Here is a 16,189-nt window from a genome sequence, read left to right on the forward strand (position 1 = left end):
CAGCCGTGGCAATGGCAATCCCACGCTCGCGCTCTTCCGGAGCATTGTCAATGTCTGCAAACTGCTTGGCTACACCACCGTAGGTCTTCGCCATTACGGTCGTAATCGCCGCCGTCAGGGTTGTTTTACCATGATCTACGTGTCCAATTGTTCCCACGTTCACATGGGGCTTATTCCGTTCAAAGGTCTCTTTTGCCATGATTAAGCTGTTTTGTTAAGTATTATTTAAAAATTCATCAAAAAATTTCGACCTGAGCCGATAGTCGGAATTGAACCGACGACCCCTTCCTTACCATGGAAGTGCTCTACCCCTGAGCTATATCGGCGTCGTTGAGCGAGCGACCGGAATCGAACCGGCAACATTCACCTTGGAAGGGTGACGCTCTACCAATTGAGCTACGCTCGCTTACGCGTGGGGAGAGTAGGATTCGAACCTACGAAGTCTTACGACAACAGATTTACAGTCTGCCCCAGTTGGCCGCTTTGGTATCTCCCCAGATAAAATCAATAAATTAAAGATCGCTGAGCCAGTGACCGGATTCGAACCGATGACCGACGGTTTACAAAACCGTTGCTCTACCAACTGAGCTACACTGGCTTTTCGCGAAAGACTTCAAAATTAAGTATGATAGCTTTGATTGTCAATAATGTTTTGTGAAAAAATTTCACTCTTTTTCATCTTTTACGACTTGCTTCCTTCTGCGATAGTAAAAGTAAGCTTTAACTCCTATAAACAGCGCTATCAACGCTAAAATGACCTTTCCATAGTTCGATAAGATACTCCCCGATAACTTGCCAGTTATCTCGAATAACCCAACCCATCGCCAATAGCAGGGTATTCCATAAAACCGAACTCACCAATGAACTCAGAATTGTGGGTGTAATTTTGAGATGAGACATCCCGGCTGTGAGCGAGATAACCGATCGGGTTCCGGCCAAAAAACGGTTCGCAACAACTACACCCTGCCCCCATCGGCTCATCCATTTTTTACCTCTGGCGAAATACTTGTAATCGATAAAGCGGAGTAAAAAATGACTATCCCTGTTTTCTTCAATTTGGGCTCCCCAACGATGGCCCAACCAATACATCGTCATAAATCCCGCTACAGAAGCAACAACGGTGAGGCTCCATACGGGAAACAACCCGATCAAACCTTCCGCAGCTAAATATCCGCCGAAAGCCACAATCACGTCTCCGGGCATGGGCGGGATAAGGTTTTCGATATAAGCTATTCCAAAAAATATAAGATAAACACCTACCGGTGGTACTACACTAATCCAATCGACAATACTTTGTACAATCTGATCAGCCATCACCCGGAAACCTGAATAAGAACTACAGCCTGAGCGATTATCCCTTCTTCACGCCCTGCAAATCCCATTTTCTCAGAAGTGGTTGCTTTCACGGAAATATCGTCAATGGAACAACCAAGGTCTTCAGCTATGGTTTTGCGAATGTCATCTATATATGGACGTAATTTTGGCTGCTCAGCTATTACCGTGGCATCCAGATTTCCCAACCTATAGCCTTTCTCTTTTATCAGCTCATAACTTTTTCGAAGTAACTCCCGGCTGTCGACATTTTTGAACTCAGGATCCGTATCTGGGAAGTGAGACCCTATATCGCCCAGGGCAAGCGACCCAAGCAGAGCATCGGTGATCGCGTGAAGCAATACATCTGCATCGGAGTGACCAAGAAGTCCTTTATCATGAGGAATTTCAACCCCACCGAGCATAAGCTTACGTCCTTCGCTGAACCGGTGCACATCATATCCGTATCCAATTCGCATTCCTTTCACTTTCCCACTCCAAGAATTAATTCTGCAACCTTAAGGTCAACAGGGTAGGTAATCTTCAAATTTTCGCGGTCTCCTTCAACCATTTGAATGGCTCCGCCAAGTCTCTCTACCAATGAGGCGTCATCAGTGCCGATAAAACTCTCATCTAAAGCTGACTCATATGCCCTTACGAGTAATTCTTTTTGAAAAACCTGGGGGGTTTGAGCCTGCCACAACACTGAACGATCAGGGGTTGATTCGATCACCTTATCTGCATCTACTTTTTTGATGGTATCTTTGGCGGGCACCCCAAGAACGGCTCCGCCTATACTTGAAGCAACCTCACAACATTCCTCAATGAGTTGTTTGCGAACAAAGGGACGAACCGCATCATGTACGGCAACCAATTCACATTCGGCAGACACAAGTTTAAGTGCATTATAGATTGAAAACTGACGCTCCGCACCGCCCTCAACTACATCCAATTGTATGTCTGCCGAAAGCTGCTCAAACAGGGACTTTATAGTTGGGATATAGCTTTTTGACGTAGCAATAATGATTTGGGCAACATCCGGAACTTCCAGAAACCTGGATATGGTATGTTCAAGAATGGTTTTATCCCCCACCTTTATAAAAGGTTTGGGGATATCGGAACCCATTCTCTCCCCCGACCCTGCCGCCGGTATTATGACCGACAGTTTAGACATGCTTAAAGAATCAGCATTGCATCACCGAATGCAAACATACGGTAATCGTTTTTCTTGGCTTCTTCGTATGCCTCCATCAGGAAGTCGTAACCTGCAAAAGCGGCCGCCAGCATCAAACGAGTTGACTCCGGCTGGTGGAAGTTAATGACCAACCCTTCTGTAATTTTAAAATCATAAGGAGGGTAAATGAACTTATCGGTCCAGCCTGTACCTGGCTTCGACATTCCGCTTGCCATCACGCTTGTTTCGATGGTTCGGCATGAACTTGAACCAATGGCAATTACCCGGTTCTTTTTCTTCTTCAGCGTTTCATTGATTTTATCAGACGTATCTTTGGAAATGAAATAATTGTCTGAATCCATACGGTGCTTGGTTAAATCCTCAACCTCAACGTTGCGGAAAATTCCCCAGCCAATGTGAAGGGTAGTTGGCAAGAACTCAACCCCTTTCTTCTTAATTTTCTCAACCAGTTCTTCCGTAAAATGCATGCCGGCCGCCGGGGCTGCTACTGCCCCACGCTCGGTGGCAAAAATGGTTTGGTATCGCTCTTTGTCTTCTTCTACAGGTTCGCGCTCGATGAATGGAGGTAAAGGCATTTTACCGAGTTCATCCAGCCTGTTGTACAGCTCCTGATTAGGCCCTTCATAAAGAAAACGAATAGTACGCCCGCGTGAAGTTGTGTTATCCACTACTTCAGCCATCAGCTCTTCGTCTTCCTCTCCAAAGTACAACTTATTCCCGATTCGGATTTTACGTGCCGGCTCAACCAGCACATCCCAGAGCATATTTTCCGGCATCAATTCTCTCAGCAGAAAAACTTCAATATCCGCTTCTGTTTTTTCCTTCTTACCGTTCAGACGGGCCGGGAATACTTTGGTGTTGTTGTAAATCATGACATCATCTTTATTGATGTACTCATGAATTTTGTCAAAGGTGGTGTGCTCAATGGTTTTCTCAGCACGATTAAGAACCATCAACTTGGCTGAATCTCTTTTTTTCAGCGGTTCTTCAGGAATGTTTAAATCGTCTATCTCGAATTTAAAATCGGTAAGCTTCATTTAGCTATTTATCAGGTTATTCAGTACTGTTAGAAAAGTTGAATAAGATAGAGTTTTTTTTATGGGATTTCAAAGCCTGCACCCATTGTCTGTTGTTTATTATTAAAGGCCAATTCGTTATACTTAAGTATCTGCTCTTGCGTTCAACAGTAAACTTTGACGAGCATTATGAAAAAATTATTTACACTCACTTTTGCGTTCGCTATTATTTTTAGTGTTCAACTATCCGCCCAACTGAGAGAAGATCTTCCCAGATACAACGACTTTTCAGGACCAATTATTAACTCTCAGACTTCCACCGTTCAAACCTGGCTGAGTGACTTCTTCCAGAATAACGTCACGATGAGTCACTCTTACTCGATGAGCTTTGGTGCGGTTGGCGGTTCCTACCAGAATGTTAACGCGTACACCAACACGCTCAACTTTATGTTTAGCCCGGACCTTACCGGCCGCGTGGATGTTTCTTTTCTTCACTCTCCATTCGGAGGTTCTGATTTTGTTAACACCAATAATAATTTGGGCGGACAAGTATTGATCCGCAATGCAGAATTGAATTATAAAATTAGTGACAATGCCCGCATTCAACTTCAATATCAACAACTGCCGGCAGGTTATGGTTACCACAATCCCTATGGGTTCGGTGCTTATGGATATAACCGGTTCAACCCTTGGCATTAGAAAGGAGTATTAAAGCGTAGTTGATGGCAGAAACAAAAGGCAACAGCTCTTCCGGTACTAACGAACTTTTTTTAAACGCCGCTATTGGATTTCTCAGTGTTCTGCTGCTGGTTTTGGTGGCCGCACTTTTTACCCGCATCATTTATCCCCGTATTTTCAATGAGCGGACCGAACTTCAATCTGAACTTATTAGTGAAATCATTCAAATTGAGGTTTTAAATGGTTGCGGGATTTCCGGAATTGCCAACTCCTACACCGGATTACTCCGTAAAAACGGGTTCGATGTGGTTGAAACCGGAAATTTTGAAACGTTTGACCTACAGGAAACCCTTATAATATCAAGAAGCGGAGTGATGGATAACGCTTATCGTGTGGCCAATGCATTAGGCGTTCCTGAACAAAATGTAATACAGGAATCATCTCCCGATTTTTACCTCGATGTAAGCGTAATTATTGGCCACGACTTTGAAAAACTAAATACTGAATAATTTTATGACCGACATCAAACAACCGGCAAAAAAACAATTTGAAAATGCCTTCTCAGGTGACACCCCAGATTCAAAGGAAATGGTGGAAGTTATCACAGAGGCTTTGCTCAGCCGTAAAGGCCGGGAAATAACCGTGCTGGATGTTTCCGAACTGACCACCCTTACCGACTATTTCGTTGTTTGCCATGGTAACTCCGACGTTCAGATTAAAGCTCTCGCCGATGTGGTGGAAGAAGATGTACGCGAAAAAATGGGGGAGAAAGCCTGGAAGAAAGAGGGGTTACAGAGCCGATCTTGGGTAATTCTGGATTTTGTAAACATTGTTGTGCACGTAATGAGTAAAGAAAAACGCGATTTCTACGGAATTGAACGCATGTGGAATGATGCCAAGGTGACCTATATAGAAGATGCCTCTGAAGAATGAATATCTATAGTCTCCTCACTTATTTGATTGCTGTGATTATTTTGGGCGTTGGATGTGCAGCTAATCAACCATCTCCGGAAGAACAATATTCAGATTTAGTGGAAGAAAACCCTCCGCACCGAACTCCATACGTTGAGAAAGAAATTACGATTGACAGCGTAGCCTTCATCAGGGTAAATAATGAAAAGACCTTATTAGTTAAGGGAACCTTTCCTAACCCCTGCACCCAAATCCTGAGGGTGGATGAACGGGTTTTACCTGAAATGCTAACACTGAACATTGTGGGCTGGCAACGATATCAGCAAATGTGTGCACAAACGATTACTCCTTTCACCTATATCCACAAGGGCATCAGCTCGGAACAGTGGGAACAAAAAAAGCTGATCGTGATAAATGAAAAAGAATTTGAACTGCCGCTTGGCTCTTCATCCGAATAACCTGATATGCCTAAGATCCTGATCACAGAGCCCATCCCTGATGATGTGATTCATTACTTAAAAAATTCCGCCTCGGTTACCGTTGGGGATAAAGGTACCTATCAATCTGAAGACGCACTCATTCGGGATATACCGGAATACGACGGGCTTTTATGCATGCTGTCTACCCCGGTTTCGGAGATGGTACTAAAAGCCGGGAAAAACCTGAAAGTGGTAGCCAACTTTGCCGTTGGGTATGATAACATTGATGTAGAAGCCGCTCATGATCTTGGTATTAAAGTAGCCAACACCCCGGATGTACTTACCGAAGCTTGTGGGGATTACGCCATGGGACTTCTTCTCGCACTTTCCAGAAAGTTCAAAGAGGCTGAGCAGTATCTGCGCGATGGAAATTTTACCGGCTGGGAACCCCTTGGTTTTTTAGGGATGGAACTGAGAGACCGGACCCTTGGCATTATCGGGATGGGGAGAATCGGACAGGCATTTGCTAACCGGGCACGTGCGTTTGGCATGAAAATCATCTACAACAACCGCTCACGGCTGGACGAGCAAACAGAGCAAGAACTTGAAGCCGATTTCATTTCAGACCATAAAGAACTTGCCCAACAGGCTGATGTATTGAGCCTCAATTGCCCGCTTACTGAAGAAACCCATCACCTGGTGGACAAAGAGCTTTTAGGCCTGATGCCTGAACATGCATTGCTTGTTAATATTTCAAGAGGTGCCGTTATTGATGAGGCAGCCTTAGCACAAGCTTTACATCAAAACCAAATTGCAGGTGCTGCGCTGGATGTTTTTGAAGAAGAACCCAAAGTTCACCCCGACCTGCTAACGGCCCCAAATACCCTGCTGCTTCCGCATGTTGCCAGTGCTACCCACCGCACCAGAAATGACATCGGCATGCTTGCCGCTGAAGCCATCTTATCGGTACTTGAGGGCAAGCCGGATAACGAAATCCCAAACTTGATTAGCCGTTAATTTACGCTCATATTCGTTCTCACCTTTATGAGTAGCGCTATATTGAAATCACCCATAGAAAATAAAACCTGGGCTCTTGCCTTTCTGCTGACTCTGGTCGCCCTTGCTTACGGGATATTTGAAATATGGACCGAACAAGGCCAGCTTTCTGAGATTGAACAGATTCAGTTAGCCAATCAATCCGTTTATAAAGCACTGCAAAACTACAGCGACTTTGAGCAGGACTTTATTAATGAAAGTGAAAAGTATGCTGCAACCGCAAAACAATATCTTGAAAGCAACGCCCCAAAGGAAGCACTGGCTCAAGAAGCAGAGAAAGGCTTTGACTTTTGGGGGACGTCACTTTTCAGGGATAACGACCTCATGCTGTGGGCTGGCTTTGCTATAAAGGCTCTGCCTGCAATTTCGGATAGTAGCGATGCTGTTTTAAGCATTGAACAAAATAACAACGTTACATTTCTGGAATACCGAACATTCTTCACCATAAATGAGAAAGGTTCTACCGTACCGTTTAATCTCATTACCCGGAAGAAAATTAAGCAAGAAAATATTCTTCCTATTGGCAACAATGCCGAGATAAGTCCTTCAACGCTTTTCCAGTCAGAATCCGGATACCCGGTTCATTTTAGTTTTTTTGAGAACCCACCGGCTAACGTTCAATTCCAAACGAAAATAGCTACCTCAAATATAGACTCTGCAGGAGTTGTTTATACCCTCTCAAAAGACTACGCTGCTTATAGATCAAACCAACAGAATCGCTACTTCTTATACAGGGCGATTTTCTATGCTGTCTTGATCTGTTTCATCACCCTGTTTTTGATTTCCGTTTCGCAGGAATTGAGCACCTGGAAATCCTTACTACTGAAATTGTTTGCCATAACTTTGGCGTGGGCTTTTTTCTCGAATATAGATTACGGGGTGGGATGGATTGAAATATTCTATGCTTTGGGTCAACAAGATTTTTTGACACTCAAGCCTTTGATCAAATATGGGGTACACTCATTATTTGTTCTGCTGCTCACCATTGTTTGCTTTCGCCCTTTAATTTCTTCAGAGATTGAGCTGCAAGAACAATCTAAAATTACCCTTCCCTTAACCTTGGTTTTCTTTGGGTTTTTAAGTGCTTTTCTGCTTCACTTTTATATCATTGAAACCTACTCTCTCTTTACCCAGACCTCTATACCGATGCTGGATCTTGAGGTATTTCCCAACTGGGATACTCTCTTTTTTTATGTCATGTCCGGAGTTTTTGCCATTTCGTGCATTACCCTTTTAACCTTGCTGGGCTGGTTTATCATGAAGCTCACCTTCAACCCTCCCATCATACCTCTTCTGTTTATTCTCACAGGCTATATTCTTGGAATGTTTATCATCTTTGAGTTGAGTGCCGACACCCACATTGCAGGATGGATTTCCCTTACCACAGGTATCTTCTTTGGTACTATTATCAGTTTTGTTTACCTGGCCAACCGAAATCCTGATTTATTTATATATGCATCCCGGTTACGTTTATTATTACTATTCAGCTTCATCTCTGTAGGGTTATCTTACATCGCTGTTTATAAAGGCTTTTCCGAACGCTTGAACAGCCAGATGCAACGAGCAGCCGAGTTGTTTGTGGATGAAGAAGCCACCCAGGCTGAACGTATCGCAAGAAGTTTACTTACCGGGTTGGAACGCTCAGTCTCTGATTTAACCGAAGATGACTTAAATCAGCGCCCCGCTTTTGTTGAGAATTATTTCACTCAGCAAACGCAACAATTAATTACCGAAGAATGGGAGCGCTTCTCCATTTCAACCCAGCTTGTGAATAATAACGGGGATATTATCGGAGAGTATTCTTCTGATTTAGATTCCCCGGCATGGACCCGTGCCTTCAATATTATGTCGCTGGTGATACCATTTGAGGAAGAGCAAATTCGGCTGGAAAACCTTCGGCCTATTATCCGGGAAAGGCCCTTAAATGAAGCCAACTCAAATTATTCCTCTTTCCGCCGGGCTTGGATTCCACTTTATGAAAACGGTTCGTCTCCGCAGCGCATCGGTTGGATTTTATGTTCTGTGTATCGCGAGCGCCCTCAATTTGAAAAACCATTGCGTGCGGTAATAGCTTCAGAGGGAAGTGAAAACTGGAATGCCTCCATCAGTATTACCGAATATGTGAACGGACTTGCTTCCCGAAGAAACATTGTTGGGATACCGCTGGAAATGCCCGGGTATTTACGCCTTCCGGGAGAACTCGTTGAAGACATTATGGTAGAAGATGATTCCACCATGTTCAGAATGGCGGGTCTTGGAGATCAGCAAATCAGAGAATTCTTCATCGCCACTTCCGAAGAGAAAATAATTCGGGCTGCCACGAATCACCCCGGTCTTGATAATCACCTGTTTTCACTGCTCCGGTTTTTCTTTTGCGTGTTGATTACCGGACTGCTTATACTTGGCTCCCTGTTTTGGAAAAAGGACCTTAATGTTCTTGGCCATAACCGGCGATTCAGAGACCGGCTTATAGACCGCTTTGTATTTGCATCCCTGCTTTGCCTGATGGCGCTGATTGCAACCACTTATTATGCCATTAAAAGTCAGAACCAAAAAAGCGTTCAGGATCAGCTTCTTGATAAACTGGGTAACCTGACCGATGCTATTTCTCTTCAGGAAAAACAGTCGCTCAGTGCTTCCCCCATCCCACTTAGTGAACTCACTTCAACGCTGGATGCCGATGCCGCACTATACAGGGACAAGACCATCAATACTTCTACCACCAGCCAGATTTATAATCAGCACCTGCTTCCCAGAGTATTACCCTGGGACGTATATGATTCCATATATAATAGAGGAAACAGCCAGGTTACCCGAAAAGCCACTCTCGGCAATCAGGAACTGTTGATTGGGTATCAGCCCTGGCTAAATACAGAAGGGTCGATTGCCGGCATTGTTGCCATTCCTACCTTTCTGGAGGCACCGAAATTCAATGAACAATTGCTTTCAACAACCAGCTATTTGCTTGGATTTTATGTCATCATATTCGGGCTGTTTATTATTGCTGCTTCGTTGATTTCAACCCAGTTAACCTCTCCGCTGGAAGCATTGCGTGAGGGGCTCAAAAAAATCTCAGGGGGCGACCTTGAAACCACACTTCCCGTGAAAAGTAAGGATGAAATCGGCTCGCTGACTAATGCTTACAACGTGATGGTGTACCGGTTGAAGGACTTACAAGAAGAACTGGCCCGTGCAGAAAGGGAAGCCGCCTGGAAAGAAATGGCCCAACAGGTAGCCCACGAAATCAAAAATCCGCTTACTCCGATGAAGTTAAACCTACAACACCTGGAGCGGCAGCTGAATGTTTCGGAGGATGAGTTCAAACTCATGAAACCAAAAATCGAGAAGATAGCGGTAAATATGATCGAACAGATTGAGTCGCTTAGCCAAATTGCTTCTGATTTTTCCAAGTTTGCACGGCCCACCGATCAGGAGTTTAAACCGGTTGACTTGAATGAATTGCTTGCATCTGTGGCAGAACTATATGAACCGGAAGAGAACCTCACCATAGAAATGAACCTTTATCAGAAAGAACTCCGGGTTCTTGGTGTAAAAGATGAGCTTCGCCGAACCCTTATCAACCTCATAAAAAATGCACATGAGGCTATGCCTAAAGGAGGGGAAGTGATCTTAGCATCTTCTTTGAGTAAATCAAAAGACAGGGCCATTATATCTGTCAAAGACAATGGAGAAGGCATTCCGGAAGAAACTCAGGATCAAATTTTTGTACCAAACTTTTCCACCAAATCGAGCGGAACAGGATTAGGGCTGGCAATCACCAAAAAGATCATTGAAGAACATGATGGCGAGATTTCCTTCACCTCTGAAAAAGGAAGGGGAACCACTTTCACCATCCACCTTCCCTTAGACAAAAACGAATAAGTCCGATAGCCAATCTTTATCGCTATCGGAGAAAATTTGTCCGTACCTTTGCGCTCCTCCTATGAAAAATTCACGCAAAAAAATAAAGAAAGAAGGGCTGAAGTTAGCCGCTATTGGTAGTCCCATCATCGCTACTCAGCTTTTACGAATGGGGCTCAATTTTACCGATACGGTAATGGCCGGAAACCTGTCTGCCCTCGACCTTGCAGCTGTAGCAATAGGCAATGCCATTTATATGCCCATTGGGATTTTTTGCATGGCCACTCTGATTGCCATTAACCCGGTGGTTTCACAATTTTTGGGTGCCCGCAAGTTTGAGGAAATCGGCAAAAGTGCCCGGCAAATGTTTTGGCTCATCATCTTACTAACCATTCCGGCTTTCCTCCTGATCCGTAACCTGGACCTTGTAATGCACCTTATGGGTGTAACTCCGGAAATCATCCCCCTCGCCGATGGATATCTCAAGGCTATATCATGGGGGGTGTTGCCGCTGCTTGCCTACGCCGGCGTCCGGTATTTCAGTGAAGGCTTATCTGTCACCAAGCCGGCGATGTACATTGCCGCAGCCAGCCTGGTTTTAAACGTCGGAGCCAACTACGTGCTGATGTATGGTAAACTGGGATTCCCTGCCTTGGGAGCGGTAGGTACCGGCTACGCAACGTCTATTATTAACCTGTTTGGAGCCATTGTTTTCATAGCTTTTACTGCATCATTTAAGCCCTTCAAGCGCTTTAATATTTTTGACCGGACAACCGGTCCGGAGTGGAAATACATTGGTGAACTCATTAAAGTAGGTGTACCTAACGGTGTGAGTTCATCCATGGAGGTCCTCCTTTTTGCAACCGTTAGCTTGTTGATGGGAACACTGAGTGTGAAAGCCGCCGCTGCCCACCAAATTGCAATCAATGTAGCGGCAACAATGTTTATGATACCTTTCGGGCTTTCCATGGCTATTTCACAGCGAGTCGGGTTTTCGCTGGGGCAAGGCTCTATGGCCAATGCACGCTTTCGGGGGTTTGTGGGAATTGCACTTTGTGCCGGGGTGATGACCCTTACCGCCTTACTGTTATTCCTGGCACCGGAATTCATCATCAGTATTTACACCGATGATGTTGAAGTCGCTTCTGTGGCAGTTTCCTTATTGTTCATGGCGGCCATTTTCCAGATCTCAGACGGATTACAAGTGGGAGCTTTTGGTGCGCTCCGCGGATTAAAGGACACTCGTATTCCCATGATCGTGAACTTTATTTCTTACTGGTTGGTGGGTTTCCCAACCGGTTACTTGCTGGGAATTTATCTTGGATTTGGGCCTGAAGGATTATGGATTGGGCTGATTGGTGGACTTACTGTAGCTGCCGTCCTGCATAATTATCGATTTAATAAGCTCACGATCGCAGGAACTTAACTGAATGAAGAGCCGGGCCAAAAGGTTTGGATAACACCCTCAATTTGTTATCCTACTACATGCCTGTATTCATTCACGACATAGCCACTTCAGTTCCGCCTTTTTCAAGCGACCAGCAGCATATTCGTGAGGTAATGAAAAAGCATGTTGGCTCCGACCGGAAAACCCAAGCTATTATTCACCGCATCTATACGCAATCAGGCATTGAAAAACGCCATTCTGTAGTGCAAGATTTTGAGCCCAATAAACACGGGAAATTATTTTTTAACGGACAGGCTAAATCGGAGCCCGGCACGGCCGCCCGAAACAAGGTATATGAAGAGGAATCAAAAAAGCTTTTTGTGGATGTCGGGCGGAAATTGCTTGCTGATAATCCCCATATCTCTTCCGAAGAAATTACCCATGTTGTCACTGTATCCTGTACCGGCTTTTTTGCTCCGGGGCCGGATTATGAACTGGTTAAAGCCCTGCGGTTGAAACCCTCGACAGAACGTTTTCATGTCGGGTTTATGGGGTGCTATGCTGCCTTCCCGGCTATGAAAATGGCGGAATCTTTTTGCAAAGCCGATCCGGAGGCTGTTGTATTAGTAGTAGCTGCCGAATTGTGCACGCTTCATTTTCAATTCAAGAATGACACTGACAATTTACTTTCCGGTTCTGTGTTTGCTGATGGAGCTGCAGGGATGATCATCTCTTCAAAGCTACCCAAAAAGCAAAGCTTTAAAATCCAAAAATTTGCTTCTTCCCTGGCCCCAAAAGGGGAAAAGGATATGGCATGGACCATCGGCGATTCAGGTTTCAATATGATCCTTTCTACATATGTGCCGGATATCATCAAAGAGAACCTGGAAGCAGTGCTGAAGCCGCTTTATGACTCTTATAAGTTGTCCCGTACAGACATTGATTACTGGGCATTGCATCCGGGCGGACGTGCAATTCTCGATAAAATCGAGGACAGTCTGGGCCTGAAACCCCATCAAATCTCAGCCTCCCGTGCTGTGCTTTCTGAATTTGGGAATATGAGCAGCGCCACCGTTTTGTTTGTACTTAAAAAATTACTGGATTCTGGTCTGTCAGCCGGGCAAAACATTCTCCCCATGGCTTTTGGTCCCGGCCTGACCATTGAAAGCGGTCTCTTTAAAGTTCACCATCCTGACGAGGGTTGACCTATGCCTGTTTTTTTATCAAAGCGCCGGCCGAGCTTGACTGAATATATGGATCGGGATGATTGTGATCCTCAACTGCTCGAAAATACCTATCGGCAGTTTGCCACCATTAACTTATTGCTATCACAATGGAGAAAGATATACAAAAATGAGCTTCGGCCACTGATGCATAAAGGTGAAACCTATACCCTTCTCGATATTGGTTTTGGTGGAGGGGATGTGCCTCTCAAACTTTGCGAATGGGCAAAAAAAGATGGGCTCGATTTGCAAATTACAGCCATAGAAACCGACCAGCGAGCTTTTGAATTTGCCCGGCAGCTTGAAGCTCCGAATCAGGTCACATTCCAACATTGTTCTTCCACAGATCTGGTATCCCAATCCTGTACCTTCGATTTCGTGATTTCCAATCATGTGCTCCATCACCTGGCAGAGGATCAGATACTTCAGGTATTGGATGAAGCAAAAGCTCTTTCCCTTCAAAAAGTCATTTTCAATGATATTGAACGAAGTGATATTGGATACTTCCTCTTTGCCAGTTTTGCCCGGCTAATTTTCCGTAATTCTTTCATCGTGCCTGATGGTTTGATTTCCATAAAACGCAGTTATACCAAGGCAGAACTGGCAGAAGTAGCTCCTGAAGGATGGCACGTTCAACGCTTATTTCCCTTTCGCTTATTATTGAAATATGACAAAAACTAAACCCGATATACCTGTGGTAATTGTAGGTGGAGGCCCCGTTGGTTTATTTATGGCCATCTGCTTGCTCAAAGAAGGGATAGAATGCCGGGTACTCGAAAAGCGTAAAGAACCTGTACCGGATTCACGGTCATTGGGCATTCACCCCGTATCGCTGGAGCTGTTCGACGAAGTTGGCATCACGGAGCCATTCCTCAGGGCGGGCTTAAAAATCAGGAAAGGAATTGCGCTTACTGAAGACAAGAAGCTGGGTGAAATCTCTTTCGAAAATTGCCCAAAGCCTCACAATTATATCCTCGCCTGCCCACAGTTCACCACAGAAAAAATTCTGCGAGAAGAACTGATGAATCTTGATGAACATGCCCTGATCACCGGTGCCACCTTTCAATCTTTTCTGGAACAGGAACAATTTGTTGAGGTAACCTACTCAAAAGACCAACAAACGAATCAACGAATATCAAGCAACTATGTAGTAGGGTGTGATGGAAAAAACAGCTTGGTTCGTCAGCAGGCTTCCATCCATTTTTCCGGAAAACGATACGATGACACCTACATTATGGGTGATTTTGAAGACACTACCAAGTTTGGACCGGATGCCGCTGTATTCTTACCAAAAGAAGGACTGATTGAGTGTTTCCCCCTCCCGAATGGCATGCGCCGCTGGGTGGTAAAGACCGATGCCTACATACCGGAACCAAGAAAGCTAAAACTCGCTACTTTAGTTCAGGACCGGTTGGACTATGACTTGTTTGGTGTGAAAAGCACCATGCTCAGCAGCTTTGGAGTACAACATTTTTTGGCTGAGACATTGGCAAAAGGCCGCGTTTTACTGGCGGGTGATGCCGCCCATGTGGTAAGCCCCATTGGCGGACAGGGAATGAACCTCGGCTGGCTGGACTGTCGGAAGCTGGCCGATTCTCTCGTTTTTCTTAAAGACAAAGATCCCGGTATTGCAGGACAGGTATTTCAGGAGTATTCCGAATCTCAACAAAGGATCAGCAAAAAAGTGGCACAAAGAGCTGAAATCAACATGGCTCTGGGGCGAAAGCAAAAAGTACCATTCTTAAGAAATCTGTTCGTGAAAAGTCTGTTGCATTCCCCGCTGAAAAGAAAAGTAGCCGAGCTTTTTACGATGCGCGGGTTATACAGCTGGTGGATTTAACTATGAAAAGATAAAATACCGGTTGAACCAATTTCGGGATTGTGGGTAAAGCTAACTTCTGCTCCCAGTTTCTTCGCCAGGTTCTCAATAACTGACTCAGGAGTTTTATTTCCCTGACTTCTTTTTGTAGAGACTTCTGTATTACGCCCGTTGTCCGTTACAATAACTACAATTTTATCTTTACTGGTTTGCTTAAGGCTAACAACCACCTCACCTATCTCTCTACTTGTAGATGCGTTTTTGTAGGCCATATTCAAAAGCTCATTCAGGATTAAACCACAAAACATACTTTTGTTGGCATCCAGTTGTACTTCTTCAAACCGAAGGCTCAGCCTTACGTCATCTTCGGTGTTCTCATATAACTTCTCAACCTGAGTGGTTACAAGTGCCAAATACTGTGATAAGTTAATCGTAGCTATATCAGTCTCTTCAGATAACAGCGACTGAACGTTCATCATGGATTTGATTCGGCTATGGGTAGCATGGAGAGCTTTTCGGGAGTTAAGGTCTATGATTTCATCCAGATCAAATTCAAGGAGATCAGCAATTGCAGACAGGTTATCATTCAGTTGGCGGTGGATATCAAGAATGTGCGCATCTCGCTCCTCCAGCTTTCTCTCCACCTCATCAAACTTTTTGGAACGCTCGATGGCGGAAGCCACATGAAGGGCCAATGATTCAAATACAGGCACATCTTCGTTCACAAACATTTGCTCATCTTTTTTATTGATAGCCTGAAGAACCCCGAATGCCTGTCCCTCATTATCCTGCAAAGGCACACAAATGATATTCCGGGTTGTGAAGCCTGTGGACAGGTCTTTCCAGAAAATATCACTTTCCACCACATCATTAGAAATGAAGGGCTGGTTATAGGAGATCACCCACCCGCCAATACCTTTGCTTTTCGGAACAGCCATCCCCATAATTTCATCCTTTACGGGGCCTGTTGGAATACTGACGTTCAAATCCCCCGTGAGCTCATCCAAAAGCATAAGTGAGCTCGCTTCTGAGTTCATTACCACCTTGGCAGCCTCCATGCATTTGCGAAGTACTTCCTTCAGTTGCAGTGTCCGGTTTATACCATCTACTACATGCAGTAAAAGTGCTTCATGTCCCGAAGTCTGCGGTCCTTCCCTGACTATATTTTTGTCCTTATTTTTAATAACGATACCCGAAAATTATACTTACCAGAGGCTGAGAAAAGATTAATATCAGCTCTGTATTTCTGCTTTAATAATAAACATTATCGAAAATAAAAAAAGCACAGAATAGAATTCTGTGCTTTTAGAAT

The 16,189-nt window shown here is 44.6% G+C and carries 16 protein-coding genes and 4 tRNA genes; 10 read left to right on the plus strand and 10 right to left on the minus strand.

All coding sequences use genetic code 11. The annotated features are described in order from the left end of the window. The 9 genes from ABFW99_RS05775 to queA all read right to left on the minus strand — a co-directional run. Positions 1–199, minus strand: a 199-nt coding sequence (locus ABFW99_RS05775; RefSeq protein WP_349355793.1) for a GTP-binding protein, incomplete at its 3' end; no start/stop codon positions are given. A 55-nt stretch (positions 200–254) separates the two neighbouring features. Further along, positions 255–326 (minus strand) — tRNA-Thr (locus ABFW99_RS05780). A gap of 7 nt (positions 327–333) precedes the next feature. Next, a tRNA-Gly gene (locus ABFW99_RS05785) sits at positions 334–406 on the minus strand. Positions 407–413: 7 nt separating this feature from the next. Next, positions 414–496, minus strand: a tRNA-Tyr gene (locus ABFW99_RS05790). A 29-nt stretch (positions 497–525) separates the two neighbouring features. Then, positions 526–598: transfer RNA gene (locus tag ABFW99_RS05795), tRNA-Thr, on the minus strand. A gap of 122 nt (positions 599–720) precedes the next feature. After that, positions 721–1,314, minus strand: coding sequence for a DedA family protein (locus tag ABFW99_RS05800; RefSeq protein ID WP_440707447.1), 594 nt, complete (start codon positions 1,312–1,314; stop codon positions 721–723). Continuing rightward, entirely contained in the window at positions 1,314–1,790 is a 477-nt protein-coding gene (ispF, locus tag ABFW99_RS05805) for a 2-C-methyl-D-erythritol 2,4-cyclodiphosphate synthase (RefSeq protein ID WP_349355795.1), read from the minus strand. Before ispF ends, ABFW99_RS05800 begins: the two co-directional genes overlap by 1 nt. Before the next feature lie 5 nt (positions 1,791–1,795). Then, positions 1,796–2,485, minus strand: coding sequence for a 2-C-methyl-D-erythritol 4-phosphate cytidylyltransferase (ispD, locus tag ABFW99_RS05810; protein ID WP_349355796.1), 690 nt, complete (start codon positions 2,483–2,485; stop codon positions 1,796–1,798). Positions 2,486–2,487: 2 nt separating this feature from the next. Further along, a complete protein-coding gene (queA, locus tag ABFW99_RS05815; RefSeq protein WP_255134576.1) occupies positions 2,488–3,543 on the minus strand; it encodes a tRNA preQ1(34) S-adenosylmethionine ribosyltransferase-isomerase QueA in 1,056 nt (351 codons plus the stop codon). A gap of 168 nt (positions 3,544–3,711) precedes the next feature. Here queA and ABFW99_RS05820 point away from each other — a divergent pair, with 168 nt between their 5' ends. The 10 genes from ABFW99_RS05820 (at position 3,712) to ABFW99_RS05865 (ending at position 14,898) form a co-directional block, all read left to right on the plus strand. Next, positions 3,712–4,221 (plus strand): hypothetical protein, encoded by a 510-nt coding sequence (locus tag ABFW99_RS05820; protein ID WP_349355797.1) that lies wholly within the window; start codon positions 3,712–3,714, stop codon positions 4,219–4,221. Positions 4,222–4,244: 23 nt separating this feature from the next. Then, positions 4,245–4,709 (plus strand): LytR C-terminal domain-containing protein, encoded by a 465-nt coding sequence (locus ABFW99_RS05825; RefSeq protein ID WP_349355798.1) that lies wholly within the window; start codon positions 4,245–4,247, stop codon positions 4,707–4,709. Positions 4,710–4,713: 4 nt separating this feature from the next. Beyond that, complete coding sequence (gene rsfS / locus ABFW99_RS05830; RefSeq protein WP_349355799.1) at positions 4,714–5,133, plus strand: ribosome silencing factor; 420 nt, start codon at positions 4,714–4,716, stop codon at positions 5,131–5,133. Continuing rightward, positions 5,130–5,570, plus strand: coding sequence for a hypothetical protein (locus ABFW99_RS05835; RefSeq protein ID WP_349355800.1), 441 nt, complete (start codon positions 5,130–5,132; stop codon positions 5,568–5,570). Before rsfS ends, ABFW99_RS05835 begins: the two co-directional genes overlap by 4 nt. A 6-nt stretch (positions 5,571–5,576) precedes the next feature. Then, a complete protein-coding gene (locus ABFW99_RS05840) occupies positions 5,577–6,548 on the plus strand; it encodes a 2-hydroxyacid dehydrogenase (RefSeq protein WP_349355801.1) in 972 nt (323 codons plus the stop codon). 27 nt (positions 6,549–6,575) lie between these two features. Next, positions 6,576–10,469 carry a sensor histidine kinase gene (locus ABFW99_RS05845; protein WP_349355802.1) on the plus strand — a complete coding sequence of 1,298 codons (3,894 nt, stop codon included), beginning with the start codon at positions 6,576–6,578 and terminating at the stop codon, positions 10,467–10,469. 61 nt (positions 10,470–10,530) lie between these two features. Beyond that, on the plus strand, positions 10,531–11,874 hold the full coding sequence (locus ABFW99_RS05850) for an MATE family efflux transporter (protein ID WP_349355803.1): 1,344 nt from the start codon (positions 10,531–10,533) through the stop codon (positions 11,872–11,874). Between the two features lie 59 nt (positions 11,875–11,933). Continuing rightward, positions 11,934–13,040: a type III polyketide synthase gene (locus ABFW99_RS05855; protein ID WP_349355804.1), complete on the plus strand. Its 1,107-nt coding sequence runs from the start codon at positions 11,934–11,936 to the stop codon at positions 13,038–13,040. A 36-nt stretch (positions 13,041–13,076) separates the two neighbouring features. Beyond that, positions 13,077–13,739, plus strand: coding sequence for a methyltransferase domain-containing protein (locus ABFW99_RS05860; RefSeq protein ID WP_349355805.1), 663 nt, complete (start codon positions 13,077–13,079; stop codon positions 13,737–13,739). Then, positions 13,726–14,898 (plus strand): FAD-dependent oxidoreductase, encoded by a 1,173-nt coding sequence (locus ABFW99_RS05865; protein ID WP_349355806.1) that lies wholly within the window; start codon positions 13,726–13,728, stop codon positions 14,896–14,898. The genes ABFW99_RS05860 and ABFW99_RS05865 overlap by 14 nt, the downstream gene beginning before the upstream one ends. Here ABFW99_RS05865 and ABFW99_RS05870 read toward each other — a convergent pair. After that, complete coding sequence (locus ABFW99_RS05870; protein WP_349355896.1) at positions 14,895–16,067, minus strand: GAF domain-containing protein; 1,173 nt, start codon at positions 16,065–16,067, stop codon at positions 14,895–14,897. The two genes, ABFW99_RS05865 and ABFW99_RS05870, sit on opposite strands and share 4 nt — an antisense overlap. Between the last annotated feature and the right edge of the window lie 122 nt (positions 16,068–16,189).

This window comes from Gracilimonas sp. BCB1 (assembly GCF_040117685.2).
Classification (GTDB): domain Bacteria; phylum Bacteroidota; class Rhodothermia; order Balneolales; family Balneolaceae; genus Gracilimonas.

What these genes read in the sequence shown, in the direction of transcription:
- ABFW99_RS05865 (WP_349355806.1), top strand. Translation starts at nt 13,726, where the DNA reads ATGACAAAAACTAAACCCGATATACCTGTGGTAATTGTAGGTGGAGGC.
- ABFW99_RS05855 (WP_349355804.1), top strand. Translation starts at nt 11,934, where the DNA reads ATGCCTGTATTCATTCACGACATAGCCACTTCAGTTCCGCCTTTTTCA.
- queA (WP_255134576.1), bottom strand. Translation starts at nt 3,543, where the DNA reads ATGAAGCTTACCGATTTTAAATTCGAGATAGACGATTTAAACATTCCT.
- ABFW99_RS05835 (WP_349355800.1), top strand. Translation starts at nt 5,130, where the DNA reads ATGAATATCTATAGTCTCCTCACTTATTTGATTGCTGTGATTATTTTG.
- ABFW99_RS05850 (WP_349355803.1), top strand. Translation starts at nt 10,531, where the DNA reads ATGAAAAATTCACGCAAAAAAATAAAGAAAGAAGGGCTGAAGTTAGCC.
- ABFW99_RS05825 (WP_349355798.1), top strand. Translation starts at nt 4,245, where the DNA reads ATGGCAGAAACAAAAGGCAACAGCTCTTCCGGTACTAACGAACTTTTT.
- ABFW99_RS05820 (WP_349355797.1), top strand. Translation starts at nt 3,712, where the DNA reads ATGAAAAAATTATTTACACTCACTTTTGCGTTCGCTATTATTTTTAGT.
- rsfS (WP_349355799.1), top strand. Translation starts at nt 4,714, where the DNA reads ATGACCGACATCAAACAACCGGCAAAAAAACAATTTGAAAATGCCTTC.
- ispF (WP_349355795.1), bottom strand. Translation starts at nt 1,790, where the DNA reads ATGCGAATTGGATACGGATATGATGTGCACCGGTTCAGCGAAGGACGT.
- ABFW99_RS05800 (WP_440707447.1), bottom strand. Translation starts at nt 1,314, where the DNA reads ATGGCTGATCAGATTGTACAAAGTATTGTCGATTGGATTAGTGTAGTA.
- ABFW99_RS05845 (WP_349355802.1), top strand. Translation starts at nt 6,576, where the DNA reads ATGAGTAGCGCTATATTGAAATCACCCATAGAAAATAAAACCTGGGCT.
- ABFW99_RS05840 (WP_349355801.1), top strand. Translation starts at nt 5,577, where the DNA reads ATGCCTAAGATCCTGATCACAGAGCCCATCCCTGATGATGTGATTCAT.
- ispD (WP_349355796.1), bottom strand. Translation starts at nt 2,485, where the DNA reads ATGTCTAAACTGTCGGTCATAATACCGGCGGCAGGGTCGGGGGAGAGA.